General features: G+C 58.2%; 31 protein-coding genes. 14 read left to right on the top strand and 17 right to left on the bottom strand.

The genetic code is table 11. The features are described 5' to 3' along the window. The first annotated feature begins 94 nt into the window (after positions 1 to 94). Positions 95 to 1,006 carry a DNA-binding transcriptional activator PunR gene (gene punR / locus C1N84_RS10360; protein ID WP_059011034.1) on the top strand — a complete coding sequence of 304 codons (912 nt, stop codon included), beginning with the start codon at positions 95 to 97 and terminating at the stop codon, positions 1,004 to 1,006. Here punR and purR read toward each other — a convergent pair. Then, positions 1,003 to 2,028 (bottom strand): HTH-type transcriptional repressor PurR, encoded by a 1,026-nt coding sequence (gene purR, locus C1N84_RS10355; protein ID WP_021506220.1) that lies wholly within the window; start codon positions 2,026 to 2,028, stop codon positions 1,003 to 1,005. The two genes, punR and purR, sit on opposite strands and share 4 nt — an antisense overlap. A 273-nt stretch (positions 2,029 to 2,301) precedes the next feature. Between purR and C1N84_RS10350 the strand changes: the two genes are divergently transcribed. After that, positions 2,302 to 2,391 carry a cytochrome bd-I oxidase subunit CydH gene (locus C1N84_RS10350; protein ID WP_021506219.1) on the top strand — a complete coding sequence of 30 codons (90 nt, stop codon included), beginning with the start codon at positions 2,302 to 2,304 and terminating at the stop codon, positions 2,389 to 2,391. Positions 2,392 to 2,447: 56 nt separating this feature from the next. Here the strand turns inward: C1N84_RS10350 and C1N84_RS10345 are convergent, their stop codons facing one another. Beyond that, entirely contained in the window at positions 2,448 to 3,239 is a 792-nt protein-coding gene (locus tag C1N84_RS10345) for a C40 family peptidase (protein WP_058757687.1), read from the bottom strand. 366 nt (positions 3,240 to 3,605) lie between these two features. Between C1N84_RS10345 and C1N84_RS10340 the strand changes: the two genes are divergently transcribed. Next, the gene (locus tag C1N84_RS10340) at positions 3,606 to 3,938 is read left to right on the top strand and encodes a Grx4 family monothiol glutaredoxin (RefSeq protein ID WP_021506217.1); all 333 of its coding nucleotides are present in this window, start codon (positions 3,606 to 3,608) and stop codon (positions 3,936 to 3,938) included. 52 nt (positions 3,939 to 3,990) lie between these two features. Here C1N84_RS10340 and rnt read toward each other — a convergent pair whose 3' ends face one another. The 5 genes from rnt to eptA form a co-directional block, all read right to left on the bottom strand. Next, positions 3,991 to 4,659 carry a ribonuclease T gene (rnt, locus tag C1N84_RS10335; protein WP_021506216.1) on the bottom strand — a complete coding sequence of 223 codons (669 nt, stop codon included), beginning with the start codon at positions 4,657 to 4,659 and terminating at the stop codon, positions 3,991 to 3,993. Positions 4,660 to 4,767: 108 nt separating this feature from the next. Next, on the bottom strand, positions 4,768 to 5,175 hold the full coding sequence (gene gloA, locus C1N84_RS10330) for a lactoylglutathione lyase (RefSeq protein ID WP_021314698.1): 408 nt from the start codon (positions 5,173 to 5,175) through the stop codon (positions 4,768 to 4,770). 101 nt (positions 5,176 to 5,276) lie between these two features. Further along, positions 5,277 to 6,374, bottom strand: a complete 1,098-nt coding sequence (locus tag C1N84_RS10325) for an alkene reductase (protein WP_264441315.1) — start codon at positions 6,372 to 6,374, stop codon at positions 5,277 to 5,279. Positions 6,375 to 6,423: 49 nt separating this feature from the next. Further along, positions 6,424 to 7,020 carry a TetR/AcrR family transcriptional regulator gene (locus C1N84_RS10320; protein WP_264441314.1) on the bottom strand — a complete coding sequence of 199 codons (597 nt, stop codon included), beginning with the start codon at positions 7,018 to 7,020 and terminating at the stop codon, positions 6,424 to 6,426. A gap of 39 nt (positions 7,021 to 7,059) precedes the next feature. Continuing rightward, positions 7,060 to 8,697: a phosphoethanolamine transferase EptA gene (eptA, locus tag C1N84_RS10315; protein ID WP_394541619.1), complete on the bottom strand. Its 1,638-nt coding sequence runs from the start codon at positions 8,695 to 8,697 to the stop codon at positions 7,060 to 7,062. A 220-nt stretch (positions 8,698 to 8,917) separates the two neighbouring features. Between eptA and C1N84_RS10310 the strand changes: the two genes are divergently transcribed. From C1N84_RS10310 to C1N84_RS10295, 4 genes are all read left to right on the top strand, one after another. Continuing rightward, positions 8,918 to 9,157, top strand: coding sequence for a DUF1289 domain-containing protein (locus C1N84_RS10310; protein WP_021506211.1), 240 nt, complete (start codon positions 8,918 to 8,920; stop codon positions 9,155 to 9,157). 65 nt (positions 9,158 to 9,222) lie between these two features. Then, positions 9,223 to 10,119: an aldo/keto reductase gene (locus C1N84_RS10305; protein WP_394541618.1), complete on the top strand. Its 897-nt coding sequence runs from the start codon at positions 9,223 to 9,225 to the stop codon at positions 10,117 to 10,119. A gap of 81 nt (positions 10,120 to 10,200) precedes the next feature. Continuing rightward, the gene (gene sodC, locus C1N84_RS10300; RefSeq protein ID WP_264441311.1) at positions 10,201 to 10,719 is read left to right on the top strand and encodes a superoxide dismutase [Cu-Zn] SodC; all 519 of its coding nucleotides are present in this window, start codon (positions 10,201 to 10,203) and stop codon (positions 10,717 to 10,719) included. A gap of 128 nt (positions 10,720 to 10,847) precedes the next feature. After that, a complete protein-coding gene (locus C1N84_RS10295) occupies positions 10,848 to 11,315 on the top strand; it encodes a hypothetical protein (protein ID WP_021506208.1) in 468 nt (155 codons plus the stop codon). Here the strand turns inward: C1N84_RS10295 and C1N84_RS10290 are convergent, their stop codons facing one another. Genes C1N84_RS10290 through C1N84_RS10280 form a run of 3 tightly spaced genes read right to left on the bottom strand, consistent with a single transcriptional unit; the run spans position 11,316 to position 14,424 of the window. After that, complete coding sequence (locus C1N84_RS10290) at positions 11,316 to 13,316, bottom strand: FUSC family protein (protein ID WP_215480252.1); 2,001 nt, start codon at positions 13,314 to 13,316, stop codon at positions 11,316 to 11,318. A 7-nt stretch (positions 13,317 to 13,323) separates the two neighbouring features. Continuing rightward, the gene (locus C1N84_RS10285; protein WP_264441310.1) at positions 13,324 to 14,181 is read right to left on the bottom strand and encodes an efflux RND transporter periplasmic adaptor subunit; all 858 of its coding nucleotides are present in this window, start codon (positions 14,179 to 14,181) and stop codon (positions 13,324 to 13,326) included. Positions 14,182 to 14,187: 6 nt separating this feature from the next. Beyond that, a complete protein-coding gene (locus tag C1N84_RS10280) occupies positions 14,188 to 14,424 on the bottom strand; it encodes a DUF1656 domain-containing protein (protein WP_021506205.1) in 237 nt (78 codons plus the stop codon). A 150-nt stretch (positions 14,425 to 14,574) separates the two neighbouring features. Between C1N84_RS10280 and slyA the strand changes: the two genes are divergently transcribed. Continuing rightward, positions 14,575 to 15,012, top strand: coding sequence for a transcriptional regulator SlyA (gene slyA / locus C1N84_RS10275; protein ID WP_010618966.1), 438 nt, complete (start codon positions 14,575 to 14,577; stop codon positions 15,010 to 15,012). Between the two features lie 41 nt (positions 15,013 to 15,053). On the opposite strand, the gene slyB is transcribed toward slyA, so the two are convergent. Further along, the gene (slyB, locus tag C1N84_RS10270) at positions 15,054 to 15,521 is read right to left on the bottom strand and encodes an outer membrane lipoprotein SlyB (protein ID WP_021506204.1); all 468 of its coding nucleotides are present in this window, start codon (positions 15,519 to 15,521) and stop codon (positions 15,054 to 15,056) included. Between the two features lie 285 nt (positions 15,522 to 15,806). Here slyB and anmK point away from each other — a divergent pair, with 285 nt between their 5' ends. The 5 genes from anmK to pdxY all read left to right on the top strand — a co-directional run bounded on the left by anmK (position 15,807) and on the right by pdxY (position 20,272). Continuing rightward, positions 15,807 to 16,928, top strand: coding sequence for an anhydro-N-acetylmuramic acid kinase (anmK, locus tag C1N84_RS10265; protein WP_088515851.1), 1,122 nt, complete (start codon positions 15,807 to 15,809; stop codon positions 16,926 to 16,928). A 9-nt stretch (positions 16,929 to 16,937) separates the two neighbouring features. Beyond that, positions 16,938 to 17,267 carry an MliC family protein gene (locus C1N84_RS10260; RefSeq protein ID WP_021506202.1) on the top strand — a complete coding sequence of 110 codons (330 nt, stop codon included), beginning with the start codon at positions 16,938 to 16,940 and terminating at the stop codon, positions 17,265 to 17,267. 20 nt (positions 17,268 to 17,287) lie between these two features. Further along, the gene (gene pdxH / locus C1N84_RS10255) at positions 17,288 to 17,944 is read left to right on the top strand and encodes a pyridoxamine 5'-phosphate oxidase (RefSeq protein WP_021506201.1); all 657 of its coding nucleotides are present in this window, start codon (positions 17,288 to 17,290) and stop codon (positions 17,942 to 17,944) included. A 139-nt stretch (positions 17,945 to 18,083) separates the two neighbouring features. Further along, positions 18,084 to 19,358 carry a tyrosine--tRNA ligase gene (tyrS, locus tag C1N84_RS10250; protein ID WP_058769710.1) on the top strand — a complete coding sequence of 425 codons (1,275 nt, stop codon included), beginning with the start codon at positions 18,084 to 18,086 and terminating at the stop codon, positions 19,356 to 19,358. Between the two features lie 53 nt (positions 19,359 to 19,411). Then, complete coding sequence (gene pdxY, locus C1N84_RS10245) at positions 19,412 to 20,272, top strand: pyridoxal kinase PdxY (protein WP_058776274.1); 861 nt, start codon at positions 19,412 to 19,414, stop codon at positions 20,270 to 20,272. 43 nt (positions 20,273 to 20,315) lie between these two features. On the opposite strand, the gene gstA is transcribed toward pdxY, so the two are convergent. The 3 genes from gstA to dtpA form a co-directional block, all read right to left on the bottom strand. Beyond that, positions 20,316 to 20,921: a glutathione transferase GstA gene (gene gstA, locus C1N84_RS10240; RefSeq protein WP_031279159.1), complete on the bottom strand. Its 606-nt coding sequence runs from the start codon at positions 20,919 to 20,921 to the stop codon at positions 20,316 to 20,318. Positions 20,922 to 20,994: 73 nt separating this feature from the next. After that, entirely contained in the window at positions 20,995 to 21,903 is a 909-nt protein-coding gene (locus C1N84_RS10235; RefSeq protein WP_058776276.1) for a LysR family transcriptional regulator, read from the bottom strand. A 122-nt stretch (positions 21,904 to 22,025) separates the two neighbouring features. Continuing rightward, positions 22,026 to 23,531, bottom strand: coding sequence for a dipeptide/tripeptide permease DtpA (dtpA, locus tag C1N84_RS10230; protein WP_058757699.1), 1,506 nt, complete (start codon positions 23,529 to 23,531; stop codon positions 22,026 to 22,028). Between the two features lie 664 nt (positions 23,532 to 24,195). Here dtpA and C1N84_RS10225 point away from each other — a divergent pair. Further along, positions 24,196 to 24,882: a CTP synthase C-terminal region-related (seleno)protein gene (locus tag C1N84_RS10225; protein WP_264441309.1), complete on the top strand. Its 687-nt coding sequence runs from the start codon at positions 24,196 to 24,198 to the stop codon at positions 24,880 to 24,882. Positions 24,883 to 24,927: 45 nt separating this feature from the next. On the opposite strand, the gene nth is transcribed toward C1N84_RS10225, so the two are convergent. The 3 genes from nth to rsxG are packed head-to-tail and all read right to left on the bottom strand — an operon-like array spanning position 24,928 to position 26,887. Further along, positions 24,928 to 25,560 (bottom strand): endonuclease III, encoded by a 633-nt coding sequence (gene nth / locus C1N84_RS10220; RefSeq protein WP_211725409.1) that lies wholly within the window; start codon positions 25,558 to 25,560, stop codon positions 24,928 to 24,930. Next, complete coding sequence (locus C1N84_RS10215) at positions 25,557 to 26,258, bottom strand: electron transport complex subunit E (RefSeq protein ID WP_058757701.1); 702 nt, start codon at positions 26,256 to 26,258, stop codon at positions 25,557 to 25,559. The genes nth and C1N84_RS10215 overlap by 4 nt, the downstream gene beginning before the upstream one ends. Then, complete coding sequence (gene rsxG, locus C1N84_RS10210; RefSeq protein ID WP_031279157.1) at positions 26,255 to 26,887, bottom strand: electron transport complex subunit RsxG; 633 nt, start codon at positions 26,885 to 26,887, stop codon at positions 26,255 to 26,257. Before rsxG ends, C1N84_RS10215 begins: the two co-directional genes overlap by 4 nt. Positions 26,888 to 26,889 lie beyond the last annotated feature (2 nt).

The following is a 26,889-nucleotide window of genomic DNA, read 5'->3' as shown; positions in this document are numbered from 1 at the left end:
GCAGGTTGAACGGCGGGGAGTGTAAAAGGGGGCAGCGGGCTTTGTGAAACGCTAATATTTGCAGGGTGCTGTTAAAATTTTTGAAGGGAAAATTATGTGGTCAGAATATGCGCTTGAAGTGGTGGACGCGGTTGCGCGCACCGGCAGTTTTAGCGCGGCGGCGCAGGAGCTGCACCGCGTGCCCTCTGCCATCAGCTATACCGTGCGCCAGCTGGAAGGCTGGCTGGCGGTACCGCTGTTTGAGCGGCAGCATCGCGAAGTGGTGCTGACGGCAGCAGGCGAGCATTTTGTGCGTGAAGGGCGTTCTGTTATCAAAAAAATGCTGGCCACGCGCCGTCAATGTCAGCAGCTGGCTAACGGCTGGCGCGGTCAGCTCAGCATCGCGGTAGATTGCATCGTCAAACCGCAGCGTACCCGCCAGCTGGTAAAGGATTTTTACCGCCATTTCCCCGATATGGAGCTGATCATCAGCTACGAAGTATTTAACGGCGTGTGGGACGCGCTGGCTGATGGTCGTGTCGATGTGGCGATTGGCGCCACCCAGGCCATTCCGGTCGGCGGCCGCTTCGCCTTTCAGGATATGGGCGCGCTCAACTGGCGCTGCGTGGTGAGTCCGCAGCATGCGCTGGCCCACAGTCCGCAGCTGGATGACGAAACCCTGCGCGCCTGGCCGTCGCTGGTGCTGGAAGATACGTCGCGCGCGCTGCCGCGCCGCATGACGTGGACGCTGGATAACCAGCGGCGGCTGGTGGTGCCGGAGTGGGAAACCGGGCTGGATTGCCTGCAGGCCGGATTGTGCGTGGGCATGGTGCCGGGCCACCTGGCGCGCCCGCTGCTGGACAGCGGCGCGCTGGTGGAGCTGGCGTTGCCGCAGCCGTTTCCGGACAGCCCGTGTTGCGTCAGTTGGTCTGAGCAGCGCGCGTCACCGGCGCTGGCGTGGTTACTGGAATATCTGGGCGATGCGGAGACGCTGAACCACGAGTGGCTCAGCGAGAAGGCGGCTTAACGGCGGTAATCGCGGAACGGGCCATCGGCCACGGAGCGGCGCTCAATCAGCGTGGGCTGCACTTCAATGGTCTGCGGCTCTTCGCGTTTGCTGGTGATGCGGTCCAGCAGCATCTCCAGTGCCTTTTCCCCCAGCTGCGCTTTCGGCTGGTGCACGGTTGTCAGCGCCGGGGTGAAGTAGCGCGCGTTGCGCACATTGTCATAGCCAATTACCGAAATATCCTGCGGCACGCGCAGTCCCATCTCGTCGGCCGCGCAAATCGCGCCCATCGCCATGATATCGCCGCCGCAGAACACCGCCGTCGGGCGCTGTTTCTGGTTCAGGATCTGCTGCATTGCCTGATAACCTGACTCCGGTTCGAAGTCACCCTGCACAATCCACTCGGGACGGACGCTGATGCCCGCTTCCTGCATCGCCTGCAGAAAACCCGCATGACGGCCACCACCGGTGTTGCGCTCCATCTGGCCGGGGATGGCACCGATGTCGCGATGGCCGCGCTCAATCAGGTAACGCCCGGCGAGGTAACCGCCGTGGAACGCATTGTCCTGCACGGTATCGGTAAAGTCCCCGCGCGATTCGCCCCAGTCCATGACCACCATCGGGATATTGCGGTTCTCTTCCAGCATCTGCAGCAGATCGTCGGGATATTCGGAGCACATGACCAGCAGGCCATCGACGCGCTTTTGCGCCATCATCGAAAGATAAGCGCGCTGTTTTTGCAGATCGTTATGCGCGTTGCCGAGAATCAGCGTGTAACCACGCTCAAAGCAGTGATTCTCCACGGCTTCAATAATTTCGGCGAAGTAGGGCGCTTCGCTGGAGGTCGCCAGCAGGCCCAGCGTCTTGGTGTGATTCACCTTCAGGCTGCGGGCCACCGCGCTCGGTGAGTAGTGCAGCGCTTTAATCGCTTCCCATACGGCGTTACGCGTCTCTTCCGCGACAAAACGCGTTTTGTTGATGACATGCGAAACCGTGGTGGTTGAGACCCCGGCGCGTTTCGCCACATCTTTAATGGTTGCCATGAAAATGGTACTCCTGGGCTTATCGCAACTTACTGATAAGTATATTGTTAAACGTTTGCGTCTGCTAATGGTTTTGCGCCCTGAATATCAGGGCTAATCTGCTTAATCGGGCAGGGAAACATCCTTCAGCAGGCTGTCAATGCAGCATGCGCTAAATCTGTTGCGCAACGAAAGGCGGCGATTCTAGCAAGCCGGGGCGGATAACACGAGATTTTTGCCCATCACTGTGCGAAAATTATTTAACCATGCAAACTGTGTGACTAAGGAGTTGTGATGAGTACCGATTTAAAACTGGCATTGACCACCACCGCCGCTGCTCTGCTGATGATTATTGCCTTTAGCTTTACCGCCATTCTGCATTAATAAAAAAGCCGGTGCTGCTGAACAGCCACCGGCTTTTTTGTTGCGCAACGCTGAGGTTAGCGCACGGTTTTCGGCGTCATCATACGGCGCGCGCCAACGTAATGCTTCTGCCAGTAATCCTCGCCCAGCGCGCTAATCTGAATGTCCTTACCGGTGCGCGGAGACTGAATGAATTTACCATTGCCCAGATAAACCCCGACATGGTCGGCGGTGCCGCGGTTGTTGATGCGGAAGAACACCAGATCGCCTTTCTCCAGCATCTCGCGCTTGATCGGCGCGGCGTCGCGCAGGTGATACATCTCATTAGCGGTACGGGGAAATTTAAACTTCACCAGATCTTTGTAGGCGTACCACACTAAACCACTGCAGTCGAAACCGGTGTGCGGTGAGGTGCCTCCCCACTGATACGGTTTACCCAGCTGGCCCATCAGTTTCGTCATCGCGGTTTCACGTGCTTTTTGATAGCGCAGGCGGTGGGCCTTGCTCATTTTAATGCCGCTCAGCTGCTGCACTTCATCATCAACGGCAACGTCACGCGATTTTTTCGCCAGCCGCTGATGACCATATTTTTTCGCACTGAGCTTAAGTGAGGATTTGCGCTGCGTGGTGTGCTGAAGTACCGTTTCGCTTTTCTGCTGTTTTTTCAGCCTGAACTTCTGTACTGACGTCAGGCGTGACTTTTTGCTGGTGGTTTTCACCGGGCGTCGTTTGCGACGCTCATCTTCACGCGCGTTCTTTTTCTCCGCTTTCTGCAAACTGGCATTAACCGGCGCATGCGGAGAAGCCGCCGCCACATTAAAGAACAGTTGGGCAAAAGCCAGTATGAAAAGCGTAATCAGTAAACGCATAGTCCGGTTACAGGTTAAGCCGTCGGCAGGAAGCCAGACCGCGGTAAAGTTAGAAAAATCTGATCGACGATCAGCACCGGGGCAATTCTAATCCACTTTTTTTGCAAAAGGTAAGGTCTTTTTCCATTAATCTGTCACGGTACTGAAAGTGGGGCAAAAATGAGCGATTTCAGCTGTTTAACCCAGCGGAATTATTGCTAATTATTAATTGATTAATGCTTATTAATGATATGAAAATGTTATTCGTGGCGCGCGAACTTAACAAACATGGCGATATGCGCCGGCTAAGGCAAAATCCCGTTTTCAGTCGCGGGGCGAAGTCGCTACAATAAACAAACACGAAGTGAAGGATTAAGGAAGGCAAAAATGAGTACTGTTGAAAAAATTCAGCGCCAGATCGCAGAAAACCCGATCCTGCTGTACATGAAAGGTTCGCCGAAACTGCCAAGCTGCGGTTTCTCTGCGCAGGCGGTACAGGCGCTGTCTGCCTGTGGTGAGCGCTTTGCGTACGTAGACATTCTGCAAAATCCGGATATCCGCGCTGAGTTACCGAAATACGCCAACTGGCCAACTTTCCCGCAGCTGTGGGTGGATGGCGAGCTGGTCGGCGGCTGCGACATCATCGTTGAGATGTTCCAGCGCGGCGAACTGCAACCGCTGATCAAAGAGACCGCTGAGAAGCACAAAGAAGCAGAATAAGAAAAAGGCCGACAGCAGTGTCGGCCTTTTTTTGGCTGCGGTCTGACGGGCCTCAGGCCGAGGCATCGTCTTCGGCCGGCTCTTCACTCACCGCCAGCGGCCAGCCGCCGAGGCGTTTCCAGCGATTCACCAGTTCGCAAAACAGCGTGGCGGTCTGTTCGGTATCGTACAGCGCCGAGTGCGCCTGAGTGCTGTCAAAATCTATCCCCGCCGCTTTACAGGCCTTCGCCAGCACCGTTTGTCCCAGCACCAGCCCGCTCAGCGCGGCGGTGTCAAAGGTGGCGAACGGGTGGAACGGGTTACGCTTCATGCCGGTGCGCTCTGCTGCCGCCATCAGAAAATTATGATCAAAGGTGGCATTGTGCGCCACGATAATCGCCCGGTTACAGCCGCTGTCTTTGGTGCCTTTGCGCACCATTTTGAATATGGCGTGCAGCGCCTCATATTCACTCACCGCGCCGCGCAGCGGATTGCTGGGGTCGATGCCGGTAAACGCCAGCGCTTCGGGATTGAGAATCGCCCCTTCGAACGGCTCCACGTGGAAATGCAGGGTTTCATCGCGGTGCAGCCAGCCATCCTCATCCATTTTTAACGTGGTGGCGGCGATTTCCAGCAGCGCATCGGTTTGCGCATTAAAACCGGCGGTTTCAACGTCAATCACCACAGGATAAAAACCACGGAAGCGTTGATGGAGAGCGTTTAAGGCGTTCGATTCAGACATCAGGATCTCATTGCAGGAAATGGGGCAGCGCGCATTATGGCAAAAATCGGCGCAGGGTGCAGCAGGAGAGGGAAGTCAGCCCGCAAATTAGCAGGCTGACTAACGGCATTAGTTGCCGAGGCCGTGACCGGCGTGTTTGTTTTCGATCAGCTCGATTTTGTAGCCGTCCGGATCTTCCACGAAAGCGATGATGGTGCTGCCGCCTTTGACCGGGCCGGCTTCACGCGTGACGTTACCGCCCGCCTGACGGATGCGGTCGCAGGTTGCCGCGACATCATCCACGCCCAGCGCGATGTGGCCGTAGGCATTGCCGAGGTCGTATTTATCCACGCCCCAGTTGTAGGTCAGCTCAATGACCGCACCTTCGCTCTCTTCGGTGTAACCCACGAAAGCCAGGGTGTATTTGTATTCGGTGTTTTCGCTCTGACGCAGCACGCGCATGCCCAGCACGCGGGTGTAAAAATCGATGGAGCGCTGCAGATCGCCAACGCGTAACATAGTGTGAAGTAAACGCATAACATCCTCTTTTTAAAAGTCATCAGGGAACCCGCTTAGTATAGCGAGGGAATGCCCTGAAGAAAGCACGCGGCCGCACATCCGCTGCGGCCACGTTTGACTTACAGTGTCGGGTAGTCGGTGTAACCTTCCGCGCCGCCGCCGTAGAAGCTCTCCGGGCGCTGCGGGTTAAGCGGTGCATCCTGCTGCAGGCGCGCTACCAGGTCCGGGTTGGCGATGAAGTCACGGCCAAAGGCCACCGCGTCAATCAGGCCACGCGCAATCAGATCGTCCGCTTTTTCCACGGTGTAGGCACCGGCACCGATAATCACGCCCGGGAAGGCGGCACGCACTTTCTGGCGGAACTCATCGGTGTAAGGCTTACCGCCCGCCCAGTCTGGCTCAGACAGGTGCAGGTAGGCGAGGCCGCGCTTGCCCAGTTCGCTGATGTACCACAGTGCCGCTTCTTCTTCATCCGGACCGTTTTCCAGATTCTGGAAGGCGCCGATTGGCGAGATACGAATACCAATGCGATCGGCTGACCAGTTAGCAATTGCCGCATCGACCACTTCCAGCGCGAAACGGCCGCGCTTCTCAATCGAACCGCCGTATTCATCGGTACGCTGGTTAGAACCCGGTGCGAGGAACTGATGCATCAGATAGCCGTGCGCAGAGTGCAGTTCCAGCAGATCAAAGTCGGCGTCGCGCGCATTGGCTGCCGCCTGACCGAAGTCTTTAACGATCTGCTGAATCTCTGCCACGCTCAGTTCACGCGGCATGGAGGTATCTTCGCGATACACGCTGCCGTCGGCGGCGCGCAGCGAGGTGCGAGTGCCTGCGGCGATCGCGGACGGTGCAACCGGCGCTTTGCCATCCGGCTGCACGCTACTATGCGAGATGCGGCCGGTGTGCCACAGCTGAACGGCGCTGTGACCGTGCGCGGCGTGAATGCCTTCGTTAATCATTTTCCACGCAGCAATTTGCTCTGCGGTGTGTAAACCCGGCGCACCGGCGTAGCCTTTCGCCTGGAACGAAACCTGGGTGGCCTCGGTAATGATCAGACCCGCGCTGGCGCGCTGCTGATAATACTCCGCCATCAGCGGGGTAGGAATATCGCCCGGTTCAATGCTGCGCAGACGCGTCAGCGGCGCCATAAATACACGGTTAGGTACGGTAATCGCGCCCACTTTCAGCGGGGTGAACAGCTGTTTACTCGCCATGATGACTCCTGTAATAGACCGGTCGTCTAGAAATTGCCGTTTTTAAAAATCAGCGGTGATTAAGCCACTGTTCGATGGTGTCGAGCGCCAGGCTAATCGGCCCGGGCTCACGTGAAATCTTGCTCTGCAGGCTGGCTCCCAGCCACAGCAGATAACAGCGTTGCGCCAGCTGCTGCGGGCTTTGCCCATAGGGCAGCGGCTGTTCGGCTGCGACCTCCGTCAGACAGCGTGCGTAAGCCGCCGTGATGGCCGTAGCACCGCGCTGCAGCGCATCGCGCATCGGCTCTGACAGATCGCACACTTCACCGGAAAGCTTAACGCCCAGACAGCCAACGATGTGACCCTGCTCAATAAACAGCTGTTCCGCGTAGCGAAAATGCTGCAGTAAGCGTTCGCGTGCAGTAACGCCGGGCTGGGTCAGCTGCTGTTCAACCTGCTGCTGATAGTTGACGAAATAGCGCTCCAGCAGCGCCACACCGAACGCTTCTTTCGAGCGGAAGTAGTGGTAAAACGAGCCTTTCGGCACTTCCGCCAGCGCCAGCATTTCGCTCAACCCCATGCCGGTGAAACCGCGCTGCAGGCAGACCTGCTCGCCGGTGGCGAGCAGATGTTCACGGGTTTCGTTGCGTTGCACTGTCTTGTTCATGGCAGGCAGAGTATTAGACCAGTCGGTCTAATGCAATCCTCAGGCGCGATTCTGGCACGATTTGATCATATCCAGCTGTGGCTGATACTGCTGCGTCTGGATGTTGAACAGGCCGAGCACCGTGTGGAACAGATTATCCTGCGACACCGCTGTCTCTGCCGCCTGCTGGCGCAGACAGGCCTGATCAATGTGATATGCCGCGGCGTAGCCCGGCGACATCCACAGCAGCAGCGGGATGTGCGTCTGCTGCGACGGCGCAAACAGGTACGGCGCACCGTGCAGGTACATGCCGTGTTCGCCCAGCGATTCGCCATGGTCGGACAGGTACACCAGCGCCACGTTAAAGCGATCGCTCAGGCCTTTCAGCTTATCGATGGTGCGACTGAGCATATCGTCGGTATACAGCAGCGAGTTATCGTAGGTGTTAACCAGCGCCTGGTGATCGCAATCCTGAATCTGATTGCTGTCGCAGGTCGGCGTAAAACGCTGGAACGCGGCCGGATAGCGCTTAAAGTAAGCCGGACCGTGGCTGCCCATCTGGTGCAGTACGATGATGCCGTCATTGTGCAGGCTGTCGACATAGTTATCAAAGCGATGCAGTAAAACGTCATCGAGGCAGAAGCCATCGTGGCAGTATTGTGGCAGCTGCCATTGCGTCATATCGGTATGCGGCACGCGGTCACAGGCACCCTTGCAGCCGCCGTCGTTTTCGCGCCAAAGCACACTGACTCCGGCATGGGCCAGCACATCCAGCACGCCTTCCTGATGATGGGCGAGGTTCGCATCATAATGCTCGCGCGGCATATTCGAGAACATGCACGGCACCGAAATGGCGGTTTCCGTGCCGCAGGAGCTGGCGTTGGGATAATAAATCACCTGCTGCTTTTTCAGCTGTGGGTTGGTGTCGCGCGCATAGCCGCCGAGGGAGAAGTTCTCCGCGCGCGCAGTTTCACCGACCACCAGCACCACCAGCGTCTTCTTCGGCCCGGCGGTGATTAGCGGTCCTTTCTTCGCATCTTCGCCAATCTTCACCAGCGCCTGGCTGCCCTGCAGATAACGCTGATCGACATAATGGCCGGTGCCACTGACAATATTGGCAGGGGTGATCATCTTCACCAGTCCTTTATTATTGCGAATCAGCGAAGCGTAGTCTTTGTAGAACAGCACGGCCATCAGCAGAATTACCAGTACGGCACCGAGCGCACTGGCGAGGCGCTGCAGCAGGTTCCACCACCAGCGCTGGCGATTGCTGATACGGACGCTGCACACCAGCGCGACCGGAAGAATGCCCATCAGCAGCATCCAGATGACATAGTTGCGGCTCATCAGCGCGCCGGTTTCCTGCGCATTCGACTCAAACACGTTTTCGATCATGTTGGTGTCGATGACCGTACCAAAGCTGTGCATAAAGTAGTTGGCGGCGGCGCTGGCGAGAATCAGCACAATCAGCAGTGGTTTGCGTAACCACGGCCAGGCCAGTAGCGAGAAAAGCAGATAAAACGCCGCGACCAGCACCACCGGCATGCTGGCGGCGAACAGGTAATCATGCACGCGGGTGTAGGGGATAATTTCCCACGCGCGCAGTAAAAACAGGGCATTGAGGACAAAGGCAAAGAACAACGCGGCCAGTAAATTAAAACTGTTGTCGTGACACTGTAACTTAGAGGTCAGTTTCATGGAGACTCATCGGAATAACGGAATATGACAATCGTATGAATTGAAGATGAGGAAAACCTTAACCGCGTCTCCTTACCTGATTGATTCCCTGACTATTGCCACGGTGACGGAAGCTGGCGTGGTTGTCGCCGTGTACAGTACCAGCAATAACGGTTTATGCCTTGCACTATGTCATTAAGCTGTTATCAATAAGAGTGGATAGGTTCATTGCGGAGGTGATGTGGCTGAGCAATTAGAGTTTTTTCCGGTTCCGAGCCCCTGTCGCGGTATCTGCCAGAGCGATGCGCGCGGTTATTGCCGTGGCTGTCTGCGCAGCCGGGAGGAGCGCTTCAACTGGATGAAATTCAGCGATGCGCAAAAACGCGAGGTGCTGCGCCTGTGTCGTCAGCGCCTGTTGCGCCTGCAGCGTCAGCAAAAAGTGGATGAAAATCCTGATCCACAGCAACCGGAGCTGTTTTAAGAAAACGCGCCGTGCGCATTTGGTTATACTCGCGCTTTCGCTATTGCGCAGAAGGGAGTTTAACCATGTTACAACCGCACGCTATTGCCCCACAGGGACCCGCTTTTTCGCCGCTGATCGCCGGTTACTGGCGGCTGATGGAGTGGGGCATGACGCCGCAGCAACTGGTGCAGTTTATCGAGCATCATCTGGCGCTGGGCATCACCACCGTTGACCACGCCGACATCTACGGCGACTATCGCTGTGAAGCCGCGTTCGGCGAAGCGCTGCGCCTGGCACCGCAGCTGCGTCAGCAGTTGCAAATCGTCACCAAGTGCGGCATTGCCACCCGCGCGAAACCCGAGCATAAAATCGGTCACTACATCACCGAAGCCAGCCACATCCTGCACAGTGCGGAAAATTCGCTGCGCCACTTTGCCACCGATTATCTCGATCTGCTGTTGATTCACCGTCCGGATCCGTTAATGGATGCGGATGAAATCGCCGACGCCTTCCTGCAGCTGCATCAGAGTGGCAAGGTGCGTTATTTTGGCGTGTCCAACTTTACCGCTGCGCAGTTCACGCTGCTGCAATCCCGTCTGCCGTTTAGCCTGGTCACCAATCAGCTGGAAATCTCACCGCTGGAGCAGTCGGCGCTGCTCGACGGCACGCTCGACCAGTGCCAGCAGACGCGTATGCGCCCGATGGCGTGGTCGTGCCTCGGTGGCGGCCGCCTGTTTAACGATCCGCACTACCAGCCGCTGCGCGATGAGCTGGAACAGGTGCGTCAGGAGATCGGTGCCAGCAATATCGATCAGGTGGTCTATGCCTGGGTAATGAAGCTGCCCAGTCGTCCGCTGCCGATTATCGGTTCCGGTAAAACTGCGCGCGTGAGCGACGCGGTGAAAGCCTGCGAACTGACGCTGGATCGCCAGCAGTGGTTCCGCATTCGCAAGGCGGCACTCGGCTACGATGTGCCCTGAAGCGTAAATCTGCGTCAAACTACGGCAGCCTGGGCAAAAGCGGTCCAGGCTTAGAGGGAATCTGAACCGTAAGGAGACGTTATGAAAAAAACCATTATGGCCGTGCTGACGCTGGTGTGTGCTGCCGGTGCACACGCGGCGTCAGAAGACGTGACGCTGCATCAGGTGACGGCGCAGGGTATCGGTGAGTCGATCGGTAAGGTGACCATCAGCGAAACCCCGTATGGTCTGCAGTTCGCGCCGGCGCTGAGCGGGCTGAAACCCGGCATTCACGGCTTCCACGTCCACGCCAAAGGCAGCTGTGAGCCCGGCGAATCCGCCGGCAAAACCGTGGCGGCCGGCGCGGCGGGCGGTCACCTCGATCCGCACAACAGCGGCAAGCACCTCGGTCCGTACGCTGACGGTCACCTCGGCGATTTGCCCGCGCTGTATGTCACCGACGACGGCAAAGCCAGCTATCCCGTGGTGGCGCCCCGTCTGAAATCGCTGAGCGAGATCAAAGGCAAAGCATTGATGGTGCATGTCGGCGGCGATAACCATGCAGACCATCCGCTACCGCTTGGCGGTGGCGGGGCACGTCTGGCCTGCGGCGTGATCTGACTACCGGGCGGCGACGGGCCTGACCCGCCGCCGCCGCGCAGAAAAATTCTGACCCATTTTCCTGCTACTCAGCGGCAACATTCCATCCTATGATGTTGATTCAGGAACGGAACCGCTCAGGGGCAGGCATGAAAACGCGTGGGATTTTGCTGTTGTGTTTAGCGCTGGTGGGCTGCGATCGCCCGAATGATACCCAGCTGCGACTGGAGGCCAGCCGTCAGCTGCAGCGAGATATAGATACCAATCCGCTGCGCGCCAGTTGTGAAAATATTGCCCGCGGCCGCGAATGGCTGACGCAGCATACCCTGCAGCGGCTGCAAGCCAAAGGCTGTCAGAACGTCCTGCGCAGCGCCACCGAAACCAATTTCACTCATACCGAAATCCGCCGTCACAGCATCACCGTGGTGTGCGGCGGCATTCAGGGCACCAGTTTTACCGGCAGCACGCTGGCGCGGCGCTTTATCTACTCGTCGGACGAGAAAGCGCTGGTGATAGAACCGATGTCCGAGCAGGATAAAACCCGCTTTGAAGGGCAGAAGACCCTGCAGCAGCTGCACGATGACTTTGATCGGCAGTTTACCCAGTACTGTGAATGATCAATCCGGCACCGCCTGACGCAGCTGCGCCAGCGAACAGCGCAGGCGCCACAAAATACCCGCCAGGGTATTCGCGTCGCTCTCCGGCTGCCCCTGAAGCTGATCAATGGCCTGCTGCAGCGTATCCAGCGCGGTCTGCAGCGAGTCGTGACGCACACCGCGCAGACTCATAATGCGCTGCAAATCCTGCAGACTGCTGTCGCGCAGCTGCGCCAGCGCCGGTGAGCGGGGTTGCCAGGCGCGCAGCTGCCAGACAATGTGCGAACAGTTCAGTAGCACCACGCCCCAGCGCAGCAGCCACAGGCGCGCCTGCTCATCACGGCTGTGGCTCAGCTGGCTGATGTGATGATAAATCTGCGATTCAAACCGGCTTTCACTCAGGCGCGGCTGGCGACGTAGCTGATCGAGAAAAGCGTGGCGCAGCGCCCGGATATGGCGTCGGCTGCGGCGCGCATCAGAACCCGGCTGTAACACCTGAAACGCCAGCCACGCCAGCAGGACGCCACACACTTTTGCCAGGTTATCGTTAAGGAAGCTCTGGAAATCCCAGTCTGGCGGATTACTTACCGCGATAAACGATCCCATAAACACAATAAACTGGCCCCAGAGCGCGGCGCGTTGCTTCTGTTGCAGCTTAAACAGTTGCAGCGTCAGCAGCAGCGGGAACAGCAGCAGCAAAAACTGCCACAGCGCGCTGATTTGCACCATCAGACCAAACTGCAGCACAAAGCTGAACAGCGACAGCCACAGCAGCGTTTTCAGCAGCAGCGACACGCTGCCGCCGGGCGAAGGCGATGACGAGTAGAGCACGCAGGCAATAGCGGTAAGCGTCAGCGCGGCGGCGCCAGCGTCCCACTGGGTCCCGATCCAGAACGCGCAGCCCAGCATGATCACACTAAACGTGCGCAGCGCACTCCAGCCAGCTTCGGCACTGTCGCTGGCACGTGCCAGTGCCGGCGCGTACGGCGGCTGGAAACGGGTGTCAGCGTCGGCGCGCTCAATCAGGCGAATCCAGCGCTCCACATTCAGCCACACCCAGCAGAAGTAGCGCAGCCGCTGGACAAAAGCACGCTGGCGGAAATCACCGTGCACGTCCGGCGTGATGCTGCGCAGAATCTGCGCCAGCCGGTATTTATCACACTGCGGCTGCGCCAGTTCGTGCAGCAGCTGTTGCATTGCGCTGTACAGCGCCGGCGGCGCGTCGGGCCAGTTAAGCAGCATGCGACGCAGGCTGGAGAGCACGCTGGTCAGGCGCAGCTGCTGATGCAGCACGTAGTTAAGCACGTTATTTTGCCGGCGGAAGCGATAGTGGCTCCAGAAGGCCTGAATGCGCAGCAGATTCATGGTAAGGATCTGGCTGATCACCGTTTCGTGGGCGGTGCGCACATTTTCCGTGCTGCTCTGCTGCAACAGCAGCACCGCGTGGTCGAGCAGGCGGGTGTGCATCTGGCGCAGCGAAAGCATCAGCGCGCTGCCGTCCGAGGTGCTGGGCAGGATCATCATCATCAGCCCGGCGCAGAGAATCCCGACGATCACTTCGCACACGCGCGCCTGGGTGATGTCCCACAGCTGGCTGACGTCGCTAACATTGACGCTGCTGAAGGCGATAATCGCGGCGGTGTAACCGGCCAGTGAAAAGGCGTAGGCCACATTGTTTTGAAAATGGCTGGCGACCCAGGTGCAGAGCGCCAGCCAGCCGGCCATGAAAAAGGCAAACAGCCACGGTTCGTTGAGCGTATGGCCGGCGATCAGCAGCGCGGCGCTGGCACCGAGCAGGCTGCCGACGATGCGACCCAGGCTTTTGCTGATGGCGCCGCCGACGGTGGGGAAACTCACCACTGCGGCGGACGTCATGGCCCAGTAAGGCTGATCCAGCTGCAGCGCATACGCCAGGGTGAGCGCCAGACACATCGCGATTGCGTTACGCAACGCATAGCGCCACTCGCCGCCGGTTGCCTTTATCCACGGCAGATTGTGCCAGGCCAGCCACTGCAGATTCATGCCGGCCTCAGTGCGCGACAGTGATGGTGCAGGTGGTACCGGCTACCAGCGGCACATTATCCGGTACCGCGTTTAGCCGGATACGCACCGGGACGCGCTGCGCCAGCCTGACCCAGGGCACGTTGGGTTTGATATCAGGCACCAGACCGCCGTCGCTGGCGATGCTTTGGTCGTAAATGGCCCGCCCGATACTCTCCACCTGGCCCTGCAGTCGTGCGCCGTTGCTATACAGCACGATTTGCGCCGCCGCGCCGGGCTGGATATGGCGCAGTTTGGTCTCTTCGAAATAGCCCATCACATAGTAAGAGTGGCTGTCGACCAGCGCGAACAGTGGCGTACCGGCGGTCGCGTAATTGCCGGCACGCAGCGTCAGGTTACTGACCCAGCCGTCGGTCGGTGCCGTCACCGTGGTTTGCTGCAGGTTCCAGCGCGCCTGATCGAGCATCGCCTGTGCGGCTTTCGCTGTGGCGGCCGCCGCATTCGCGTTGAGGCGCGCCGCGTCCATATCTTCAGCGGAGATCACGTTACGCGGCAGGCTGGCACGGCGATCCGCCTCATGCTGCGCTTTGGCGAGGTCGGCCTGCGCCTTCGCCAGCTGGGCCTGCGCATTGGTCAGCGCAATCTGCCACGGCACCGGATCCAGCGTCAGCAGCACCTCGCCTTTATGCACAAACTGATTGTCGCGCACGGCCAGCGCGCTGATGCGGCCGGAGACCTCGGGCGTCACGTCCACCAATTCAGCGCGCACTTTGCCATCGCGCGTCCACGGGGCCTGCATGTAGTAGTTCCACATCCACCAGCCTGCGAGCAGCGCCAGGGCAAACACCACAAGGGTAGAAAAGTACTTAAAGGGGTTGAATTTCATGGTGATTTATCCGAGGCTCAGTATCCACAGTGCGCCGCTCACGCACAGAACAAACAGTGAGAGATCCATTAAGGTGGGGTGCCAGACATCGCCGGAGTAGATCCAGCCGCGCAGCAGCGGATGAATCAGCAGCCAGAAAAAGAAGCCCAGCAGCACCGCTTTGAACAGCGGCGGGAAGAACAGTGAGGCACCGAATACCAGATCGGTCAGCGGCGCCGTCGCGGTGAGCGCGAAGATTGACACGTGGCATCATCCTTTTTACCCGGGCACGGTTAAATCAAGTGTAGACAGCGGGCGTGCCGTCTGGCCCGGGATTTGTAATTTGTCCTGTAAACTCGCAGAATAGTGTAAAATCTGGCTTGATAGCTAGCAAGCTAATTATAAGGAGATGAAATGGATACGCCGCTTGGAACAGATCTGTCTCGCCTGGTGCGCATCTGGCGCGCGTTGATCGACCAGCGTCTGAAGCCGCTTGAGTTGACACAAACCCACTGGGTGACGTTGCACAATATTCATCAACTCCCGCCAGAGCAGTCGCAGATTCAGCTGGCGAAAGCCATCGGTATTGAGCAGCCGTCGCTGGTGCGTACGCTGGATCAGCTGGAAGAGAAGGGGCTCATCACCCGCGCCACCTGCGCTAACGATCGCCGCGCCAAGCGCATCAAGCTGACCCGTCAGGCTGAGCCGATCATTGAGCAGGTCGAAAACGTGATAGACGCGACGCGTGACGACATCCTCTCCGGCATCAGCCTGGAAGAGATCAATCAGATGGTGACGCTGATTGCCCGGCTGGAAAAAAACATTCTCGAGTTGCAGAACCGCGAGAAATAAAAAAACCGACGCACTGGCGTCGGTTTTTTTTATCTGCGCGCTTAGCGCGGAGAGACGGTGACCTGGCTGCCGTTGGAGGCCATCACTACGCGCTGGCCGACCGAGTAACGGCTGGCGGACTGCTTCTGTACCACCATAATGGTATTGCCGTCATCCTTACGGATCTCCAGCTCTACGCCGTCAGATTTGTTGAGCGCACCCTGCACGCCCTGACCGGCTACGCCGCCCAGTACCGCACCGCCGGCTGTTGCCAGACTGCGCCCCGCGCCGCCGCCGATGGTGTTACCGAGGAAACCACCCAGCACCGCACCGCCAATGGCACCGATCACATTACTGTCATCGCCGCCCTGAATTTTTACCGGACGCACGGAGACCAGCGTACCGTATGAGACGCTTTGAACCTGCTTGGCTTCGCTGGCGCTGTAAACATCGCCGGAAAGGGTATCGTTATTAACACAGCCAGCCAGCGTGATACCCGCCAGGGCTACGGCTACGAAACGCTTAATCATGAGAAAGCTCCTTAATGCAAAAAAACGCCATATTCTCGTCCTGTACTGCAACAGTATAAGTCAGAAAATGGTCAATTGACGCGATGTCCGAACAATATGCGGCTGGGCCGAAGCATAGACCACCGCCCATCAACAAAAATTCAATTGCCGGATGAAAATAGTTTGCTGCCGGAATGCGTGTCGCAGCGCAGTTGAAAAGCGGAAATTTATCATAGAATTAGCCCCGGTAATTTGCCAGGCTAAACACAGATGCATTGCAGGCCCGCAAACGGGTAAGGAAGCGCTATGAAATCAGGACGCTATATCGGCGTGATGTCCGGCACCAGCCTGGACGGCGTAGACGTCGTGCTGGCCGCGATCGACCAGCATATGGTGGCGCAACAGGCCAGCTACTGCCATCCCATCCCGCTGGCGCTGCGTCAGCAGGTGCTGGAAATTTGTCAGGGACAGACGCTGACGCTGTCGCAGCTCGGTCAGCTTGATACCCGGCTCGGCCAGCTGTTTGCGGAAGCCGTACTGACGCTGATGCAGCAGCAGGCGCTGGAGGCCAGCGATATCATGGCGATTGGCTGCCACGGCCAGACGGTGTGGCACGAGCCGCAGTCGGCGGCACCAAATACGCTGCAAATTGGCGACAATAACCAGATCGCTGCCGCGACCGGCGTTACGGTGGTGGGTGATTTTCGCCGCCGCGACATGGCGCTGGGCGGCCAGGGCGCGCCGCTGGTACCGGCTTTTCACCAGGCGCTGCTGATGGACAGTGTTGAACGGCGCATGGTGCTGAATATTGGCGGCATCGCCAATCTGTCGCTGCTGATCCCTGGTCAGCCGGTGCGCGGCTTTGATACCGGACCAGGTAATATGCTGATGGATGCGTGGATCTGGCGCCATAAAGGCCTGCCGTTTGATAAAGATGCCGGCTGGGCGCGCAGTGGCCAGGTCGTACCCGCGCTGCTGGAGCAGATGCTCGGCGATCCGTGGTTTGCGCTGCCGCCACCCAAAAGCACCGGTCGGGAATACTTTAACCTGGGCTGGGTGGAACAGCAGCTGCAGCGCTTCCCGGCGCTGGCCCCGCAGGATGTGCAGGCAACGCTGTGCGAGCTGACCGCGCTGACCATCGCCCATCAGGTACAGCTCAACGATGGCTGCGATCGTCTGCTGGTGTGCGGCGGCGGCAGCCGCAATCCGCTGCTGATGGCGCGGCTGGCCGCGCATCTGTCTGGCACTGAGGTGGGCACCACCGATCAGGCCGGTATCAGCGGTGATGATATGGAGGCGCTGGCCTTTGCCTGGCTGGCGTTCCGCACCCTGTCCGGGCTGCCGGGCAATCTGCCGGCGGTAACCGGCGCGCGCGAAATGAGCGTGCTGGGTGCTATCTATCCCGCCAATCCCCACGCAATACGTTAAGGAGCAAACATGAAAAAGATGATCGTGCTGGCCGGCACCCTGACCTTACTCAGCGGCTGTGGTATCTGGCATAAACCCGCACCCGCGCCAGAGACGTTACATTACCAGTGTGGCACGCTGCCGCTGACGGTCACTCTGGACAACGCGAAGCAGCAGGTGAGCTTTATTCTGGACGGCAAACCACTCACGCTGACCCAGACGGTATCTGCCTCCGGCGCGCGCTACAGCGATGGGACCTACGTTTTCTGGTCAAAAGGCAATGGCGCCTTTGTTGAACGCAACGATAAAATCGTGATTAATGATTGTGAACTGCAGAACGCGGATGCCTCCGCACAGTAAGAGAGAACCGGGATACCAGCATGAGCGACAGTGACAGCTTGCAACACATTGCCCACCTGCGTCGGGAGTACACGCGCGGCGGGCTGCGGCGCAAAGATTTGCCAGATACTCCTCTGGCGCTGTTTGAGCAGTGGCTGCAGCAGGCGTGCGCCGCGCAGCTACCCGATCCCACCGCCATGACGGTGGCGACGGTGGACAGCAGCGGCCAGCCCTATCAGCGCATCGTGCTGCTCAAGCACTACGATGAGCAGGGCATGGTGTTTTACACCAACCTCGGCAGCCGTAAAGCGCTGCAGCTGGCGGACAATCCGCGCATTTCCCTGCATTTCCCCTGGCACTTCCTTGAGCGTCAGGTGATGGTGCTGGGCGAAGTGGAGAAACTGTCGCCGCTGGAAGTGCTGAAGTACTTCCACAGCCGTCCGCGCGACAGCCAGATTGGCGCCTGGGTATCAAAACAGTCGAGCCGGATTTCCGCGCGCGGCGTGCTCGAGGGCAAATTCCTTGAGCTCAAGCAGAAGTTTCAGCAGGGGGAAGTGCCGCTGCCGAGTTTCTGGGGCGGATTCCGCGTCAGATTCCACACCATGGAGTTCTGGCAGGGCGGCGAACATCGCCTGCATGACCGCTTCCTTTATCAGCGTGATGGCAGCGGCTGGACAATCGACCGTTTAGCACCGTAAAACTGCGTTTTATCCCCTTTCAGCGCTGGCGCACGGCTCGTCAGCGCTTTATGCTATAGCCCTCATTTTTTTCGTATCCGCACGTCAGCGGACAGCTGTGTACCAGCATAGGTGCAGTCTGATCAATTTGGAGTCAGTGATGACCAGCAGTAACCTGATACAACAATTGCAAGAGAGAGGCTTAGTAGCCCAGGTAACGGACGAGGAAGCGTTAGCAGAGCGGCTGGCGCAAGGGCCAATTGCACTCTATTGCGGCTTTGATCCCACCGCTGATAGCTTGCACTTGGGCCATCTGGTGCCGCTGCTGTGCCTGAAACGTTTCCAGGATGCCGGCCACAAGCCGGTGGCCCTGGTCGGCGGTGCCACCGGCCTGATCGGCGATCCCAGCTTTAAAGCGGCCGAACGTAAACTCAACACCACGGAAACCGTTAACGAGTGGGTAGAGAAGATCCGCAAACAGGTTGCGCCTTTCCTCGATTTTGACTGCGGCGACAACAGCGCCATCGCGGCCAACAACTATGACTGGTTTGGCGGCATGAACGTGCTGACCTTCCTGCGCGATATCGGTAAGCACTTCTCGGTCAACCAGATGATCAACCGTGAAGCGGTGAAAATGCGCCTGAACCGTGAAGATCAGGGCATCTCCTACACCGAGTTTTCCTACAACCTGCTGCAGGGTTACGACTTTGCCGAACTGAACAAGCGCTACGACGTGGTGCTGCAGATTGGCGGCTCCGACCAGTGGGGTAACATCACCTCCGGCATCGATCTGACGCGTCGTCTGCATCAGCAGCAGGCGTGGGGACTGACTGTGCCGCTGATCACCAAGTCGGACGGCACCAAATTTGGTAAAACCGAAGGTGGCGCGGTATGGCTGGATGCGAAGAAAACCAGTCCGTACAAGTTCTACCAGTTCTGGATCAACACCGCCGACGCGGACGTCTATCGTTTCCTGAAGTTCTTCACCTTCATGAGCATTGAGGAGATCAATGCGCTGGAAGAAGAAGACAAAACCAGTGGCAAAGCGCCGCGCGCGCAGTATGTGCTGGCAGAGCAGGTGACGCGTCTGGTGCACGGCGAAAGCGGTCTGAGCGCGGCGAAGCGCATCACCGACAGTCTGTTCTCCGGCAGTCTGAGCGACATGACCGAAGCGGACTTTGAGCAGCTGGCACAGGATGGTATGCCGACCATTAGCCTGAATGCGGACGACGATCTGCAACAGGCGCTGGTGGCGGCGGAACTGGTGCCGTCACGCGGCCAGGCGCGCACCATGATTGGCTCCAACGCGGTGTCTGTCAACGGTGAGAAACAGTCTGATGCCGAGTATCGTTTCAGCGACAGCGACAAACTGTTTGGTCGTTACACGCTGCTGCGTCGCGGCAAAAAACACTACTGCCTGATTAGCTGGCAGTAAGGTGCAAGGGCCGGTCTCCGGCCCTTTTTTATGGCAAGCAGTACAGGGCAATAATGAAAAATATCCTCGCAATCCAGTCTCACGTGGTTTATGGCCACGCCGGTAACAGCGCGGCCGAATTCCCGATGCGACGCATGGGCGCCAACGTCTGGCCGTTAAACACCGTGCAGTTTTCCAATCACACCCAGTATGGTCACTGGACCGGCACCGTGATGCCCGCCACCCATTTGACCGATATCGTCAGCGGGATCGCCGCCATCGATCGTCTGAAAACCTGCGATGCGGTGCTGAGCGGCTATCTCGGCTCGGCGGAGCAGGGCGAACAGATCCTGGAAATCGTGCGTATGGTGAAGGCGGCGAATCCTGACGCCTGGTATTTCTGTGATCCGGTGATGGGCCATCCGGAAAAAGGCTGCATCGTCGCGCCCGGCGTGGCGGAGTTTCACTGCAAGCAGGCGATGCCGGCCAGCGATCTTATCGCGCCGAACCTGCTGGAGCTGGAGATGCTCAGTGGCCAGACGGTTGCAAACGTGGAGCAGGCGGTGGTAGCCGCTCGCGCATTGATTGCGCAGGGGCCGCGCGTGGTGCTGGTGAAACACCTGGCGCGCGCCGGACGCCGTAGCGATCGCTTTGAAATGCTGCTGGTCACCGCCGATCAGTGCTGGCACATCAGCCGTCCGCTGGTGGATTTTGGTGTGCGTCAGCCGGTGGGGGTTGGCGATCTGACCAGTGGCTTGTTGCTGGTTGACCTGCTGCACGGCAAATCGCTGCAGGATGCGCTGGAACATGTCACGGCGGCAGTATATGAAGTGATGCTGAAAACCCACGAGATGGGCGAGTATGAACTGCAACTGGTGGCGGCGCAGGATGCGATTGCGCAACCCACGCAGCACTTTGCGGCCGAACAGCTGTAACCGCTGCTAAGCCACAGGCCGGCCAGCACGCCGGCCTGTGGCGTCAGACCAGACCTTCAGCCTTCAGTGCGGCCTGAACCGCCGGCCGCGCGGCCACCCGCGCAAACCATGCCTCCAGCGCGCTCAAACCTTCCAGATTCAGTTTGATGGCTTTTGCCCAGCGCGTAACCACAAACAGATAGACATCGGCGACGGTGAAGCGTAACCCCATCAGCCACTGTTTATCCTGCAGCGCATCGTTAACGCGCTGAAATTTTTGCTCCAGCTGTGCACGCACTATGGCTTTGTACTCTTCCGGCGTATCCGGACGGAACAGCGGGGAAAAGGTTTTGTGCAATTCGCTGCTGATGTAGCTCAGCCATTCCAGCGTGTGATAGCGCGTCAGGCTGCCGGTCGGTGCCAGCAGGTTGCGATCCGGCTTGAGATCCGCCAGATACTGCACAATCGCCACGCCTTCCGTCAGTATGCTGCCGTCATCAAACTGCAGCGCGGGAACCTGTCCTTTGGGGTTTATCTGCCAGTAATCTTCTCCGCGCTCGGTGACTTTCTTCTGCAGATCGACATTGACCTGCGTAAAATCCAGCCCGCATTCGCGCGCAACGATATGCGGCGAGAGCGAACAGGCACCGGGCTTACAATAGAGTTTCATCATGGCCTCTCCTGATGAGTTGTTGTGATGACAGCAGCATAAAACTGCCAGAAATTTTTACCAGTGACAGCGATCAGGAATTGCGGGCGGGCGCGGGAAATTCAGCGGCCGCCTGCAGTCGCGGCGGCAGTGCCGTGAGCGCGAAATCCCAGAAACAGCGTACCTTGGGCGCCATGTTTTTCACCCGCTGTGCCACCAGATGCACCGGCAGCGGTGCCGGCTCCCACTCGCTCAGCAGGCGGATCAGCGTGCCAGCCTGCAGTTCATCTATCACCTGATAAGACAACAGACGGCCAATGCCCTGGCCACTGCGCAATGCATCCAGCTGGCTGGCGATATCATTGACGCGCAGGCGTGGGGTGATGCGCACACGCAGGTCGTGCGCGAAGCGCCACTCACGGGTGTGGCGCACGCCTGCCACCAGCGCATGCATGCTGAGCTCAGCCGGATGGGCTGGGATTCCGGCCTGGCGAAGGTAGTCCGGGCTGGCGACCAGCATCGAGCGTACGCTGCCGACGTTGCGCGCCACCATCGACGAATCCTGCAGCTCGCCAATGCGCACCGCAATATCCAGCCCGTTTTCAATCAGGTCCTGATAGCTGTCGCTAAGAATCAGTTCGATTTGCATTTCCGGATGCTGTTGCAGAAAGGCATTGACCAGCGGCATCACGTGGCGACGGCCACACATCACCGGGGCGGTGATGCGCAGCAGGCCGTGCAGTCCGCTGTGGTGGGCGCTGTCGAGCGCGCTCTGGTAATCGTTAAGCAAGCGCTGCGCCTGCTCAAACAGCTGCCAGCCGCTCTCGGTGGGAGCCAGCTGGCGCGTGGTGCGTTCAATCAGGGTGGTGCCGAAACGTGCTTCCAGCGCATTCAGCGTGCGGGTAATGACCGGCGGCGAACGCTGCAATACGCGCGCCGCGCCAGCCAGGCTGCCCTGCTGAATCACCGCAACAAACACCTGCAGCTCGTCAAATCTGTCCATGAGCCATTCCCGATCTCAGCCGTGCAAGGCGAGCATAAAAAGCGTGTTGCTTAAACTACAGCGGAAAGCAGGGGTTGTGAAGGGGGATAAAAAAAGCCGGGCTTAGCCCGGCTCAGAAACGATTACTGGTTAGCGCTGGCGCGCTTCAGTTCTGCCTGCGCGTCATCCTGCGTCATGCGGTTGAGCAGCGGGGCGGTAATCAGCATCAGCAGCGCGATTACGCCAGTGGCGATACCAATCTGCTGGAACACCTGGCTATACACGGCCAGTGAGGCGTGTGGATCGGTGACGTTTTCCGGCACCGCCATCAGGTTCGCTACCTTACCGGCAATCATCGCGGCGCCAGCGGTGGTGAGGAACCAGGAGCCCATAATGAAGCCCATCAGACGCTGTGGCACCAGCTGCGCCACCATCGCCAGGCCGAGACCGGAGATCATCAGCTCACCGATACTCTGCAGCGCATAGCTCAGAATCAGCCAGTTCACCGAAACGATACCCGCCTGGTTCGCGAATTTCGCGCCAAACGGCAGCACCAGGAACGCTGCAGAGCACAGCACCATGCCAATGGCAAACTTGTGCGGCATCGGCAGCTTATCGCCAAGCTTGTTATAGACTGCCGCCAGAATCGGGCTGGCCACCATGATCCAGAACGGATTGAGCGCCTGGAACTGTTCCGGCTCAAAGGTGATACCGAGAATCGCGTGCTCGACGTTACGGATGGCGAAGAAGTTCAGCGAGGTTGGCATCTGCATGTACAGCACGAAGAACACAATAGCTTCGACCATCAGCAGGAATGCAACGATCATTTTGCGGCGTGCCGCACCGTGCAGCGCAAAGGCTTCTTTGGCAAACACCAGCACGATACCGATCGCGATCACGCCCAGCGTCATGCGGGCAATGCTCTGATGATGCAGCAGCCAGGTGGCCAGCGCGATCAGCGCAACCACGCCGACAAGGGTCATCAGCAGCTTACCGACCTGCAGCGGCGCAAAGTCTGGTTTGGAGCCGTAATTCTTCACCAGGCGCTGGCAGAACAGGAAGTTCAGCAGGGTGATCACCAGGCCCACCACCGACAGCGAAAACGCCGCGCCCCAGCCATATTTGGCCGCCAGCCACGGAGTCAGCATCATCGAGAACAGCGAACCGATGTTGATCGACATGTAGAACATGGTGAAGGCACCGTCGATGCGCGGATCGTCTTTCTCGTAGCAGGTCGACAGCAGTGAAGAAGGGTTAGCCTTGAACAGCCCGCTACCCACGGCGATGGTCGCCATGCCGACATACACCATGGTGGTGTCATGACCGGAGAAGGCAATCATCGCATAGCCCAGCGCCAGCACAATGACGCCGAGAATAATCACGCGTTTGGTGCCGAGCACTTTGTCGCCCAGCCAGCCGCCAATGGCAACCAGGCCGTAAACCAGTGCGCTGAACGAAGTGAACAGGGTGATGGAGTCCGCTTCGGACATCCCCAGCTGTTTCACCAGATAGACCGCCATGATGGCTTGCAGACCGTAGTAGCCAAAACGCTCCCACAGTTCGATGGAGAAGATCAAATAGAACGCTTTCGGCTGACGGAAGGCGTTAAGGCTTACCGCCTCATCAGTGTGTTTGTTTGCAGTTGACACGTATACCTCAGTTTATACATCGCCTGTTTTACAACAGGAATTAAGTCTGCGTCGGGCTGGGTAATCCCGCGCAACATTGTTATTAGAAAGGAAAAACGGCGCCTAATTTGGCTGAATCAGGCCAACAGGGCAAGCATTTTCTGCACGCTGAAATACTTGTTACAGGCAGGGTTATAACCAGGATAATAACTTGTAAATCAGTGTTAAATATCACTGCGTGACATTATAGCAGGATAATTGTTCTTGTTGCAGATCGGTTGATGGATTTTCCTGAGATAAACTGCTTTTCCTGCTCCGGGCAGGACATAATATTATCCAGCCCATTAAGCTGGATGATTCCCCTGATTTTTGCCGAAGAAGTAAGCGCAATTGTCTGATTGTTGAGCACAATAAGCGGCTGACAGTTCGCTGCAGGCTAATTTGTTGATCCTGCGCACAAAATTATCAATTAATTAGAAATGTAAAAAAAGAAAACGATTGCCGCTCTCCCGTTTGCCGACAATTTCACCACTTAATCGCGGCTTTCATCGTATAAGCTCTGCAGCACCCCCGGCGGCAGTGACCTGTTGCGCCAGGCAGGGGAAAGATGGATAGCCGATCGCCAGCCCTTAGACAGCCTGAAGAAATTGCTGTAACCTCGTTTTTTCCCTGCAAGGAACTCATCATGAAGCAGTCCGTTCGTGTCGCTCTCGTGGGCGATTACCGTGCCAGTGCTGTCGCGCACCAGGCTATTCCTCCCGCTGTTCAGCTTGCCGCAACCTCTCTCTCACTTAACGTAACCGCCGACTGGATCGCGACGCCGGAAATCGATCTGCCGCGTCTGCACGACTATGATGCCGTCTGGGTGGTGCCTGGCAGTCCCTTCCTGAATGATGCCTGCGTGTTCGACGTCATTCGCTGGGCGCGCGAAAGCGGTAAACCCTTTTTAGGCTCGTGCGCCGGCTTTCAATATGCGGTGGTGGAATACGCGCGCAACGTGCTGGGCTGGGAGGATGCTGGCCATGCCGAGACCGACCCTGACGCGCGCTGGGTGATTGCGCCACTGGCCTGCTCGCTGGTCGAGCAGCGCGGTGAGGTCACGTTTGAGCCGGGTTCGCGTATTGCTCAGGCCTACGGCGCGCTGCAGAGTAACGAAGGCTATCACTGCAACTTTGGCGTTAACGCTGAGTTCAGCGAGGCGCTGGCCACGCGCAATCTGCGTATTACCTCATGGGATCTGGAGGGGGATGTGCGCGGGGTAGAGCTGACCGATCATCCGTTCTTTGTCGCCACGCTGTTCCAGTCTGAACGCGCCGCGTTACAAAACCGGCTGTCACCGCTGGTCGTGGCGTGGCTGCAGGCGGCGCGATAACGATTATTGCTGAGAGTACGGCGCGCGATGTCGCGCCGTTACCGATCAGTCGGTCTTTTCCGCAAATTCACACAAATCTTCAATCAGGCAGGAGCCGCAGCGCGGTTTACGCGCCACGCAGGTGTAGCGACCGTGCAGAATCAGCCAGTGATGGCAGTCAACCTTAAATTCAGTCGGCACCACCTTGAGCAGCTTCTGCTCTACTTCCTCAACGTTTTTACCCGGCGCAAAGCGGGTGCGATTGCTGACGCGGAAAATGTGGGTATCTACGGCAATGGTAGGCCAGCCAAAGGCGGTATTGAGCACCACGTTGGCGGTTTTACGCCCGACCCCGGGCAGGGCTTCCAGTGCCGCGCGGTCTTCCGGCACCACACCGCCGTGCTGCTCCAGCAGAATGCGGCAGGTTTTGATGACGTTTTCTGCTTTGCTGTTAAACAGGCCAATGGTCTTGATGTACTCTTTAACGCCTTCCACGCCGAGCGCCAGCATTGCCGCTGGCGTGTTAGCCACCGGATAGAGTCGGGCGGTGGCTTTATTGACGCTGACATCGGTTGCCTGTGCCGACAACAGCACAGCGATCAGCAGCTCAAACGGTGAGCTGAAATTCAGTTCGGTGGTCGGATGGGGATTGGCGTCACGCAGTCGCGTGAGGATCTGCAGGCGTTTATCCTTATTCACACAGCCTTCCCGGTTTCGCCCTGCGGCGCGGCAGCAGCAGCGTCCAGCTGACGTGCGGCGCGCTGCTTCATTTTCTGATCGATCAGGTATTTGCCGGCCAGCAGCATACCGAGGCCGATAAACGCACCCGGCGGCAGCATCGCCAGCAGCATCGGTGAATCAAAATGCACCACTTCAATACGCAGCGCTTTAGCCCATGGCCCCAGCAGCTGATCAGCACCGTTGAACAGCGTGCCGTTACCAATCAGTTCACGAATCGAACCCAGCGTCACCATCGCACAGGTTGCGCCCATACCGATGGCAAAGCCATCCAGCGCGGAGAGGGGAATACTGCTTTTCGATGCCACCGCTTCCGCGCGTCCCACCACAATGCAGTTGGTGACGATCAGCGGGATAAAGATGCCCAGCGACTGATACAGGCCATAGGCATAGGCGTTGATCAGCATCTGCACGCAGCTCACCACCGAGGCGATGATCATCACGTAGATCGGAATACGAATTTCACCCGGCACCCAGCGGCGCGAAGCGGAAATCGCACTGTTGGTGATGGTCAGTACCAGCGTGGTTGCCAGTCCAAGGCCCAGCGCGTTAGTGGCGGTTGAGGTCACCGCCAGCAGCGGACAGAGCCCCAGTAGCTGCACCAGCGCCGAGTTGTTCTTCCACAGTCCGCCAATCAGTAAATTTTTCGCTTCACTCATGGTGCATCTCCACATTCAGGCAGCGAAGCGAGCTTCGCTGGCAGCGTTTCAATCAGCAGCGCCGTGCGTTTGGTGGCGTTGACCACCGCGCGCGGCGTGATGGTCGCGCCGGTAAACTGGTCAAATTCGCCACCGTCTTTTTTCACCGCAAAGGCTTTATCGTCGGCACCGTGCACCACTTTGCCGTTAAAACTGTTGATCCAGTCGGAAATTCGCAGCTCAATTTTATCACCCAGACCCGGCGTCTCATGATGTTCAATTACGCGTACGCCCAGCACTTTGCCATGGAAATCAGCGCCGACCAGCATCTGTATTGCGCCAGAATAGCCGTCAGGGGCGGTGGTCTCAAGTGCGGCGGCCACCGGTTGATCCCCTTTGCGCGCCACATACAGATGATGCGGTTTGTCGTTGCCGAGCGCGCGGGCATCAGTCACCAGCAGACACTCCTGCTGAATATTGTTGTCGTACAAATCGGTGGGCACCACCTGGTCGAGCAGGTTTTTCTGCTGCAGCGCGGTCTGGTGATCGACCGTCGGTTTGGTGACATAGTTGACCACCGCCGTCACGCCGGTGGTGATCACGGCAAACATGCCCAGCGTGAACGCGTTTTTACGAATGGTTTCGATCATCA

It is taken from the genome of Pantoea sp. SGAir0418, from assembly GCF_043529865.1.
The sequence above is the reverse complement of the archived record's forward strand: the minus strand, read 5'-3'. Positions and strand labels throughout refer to the sequence as shown.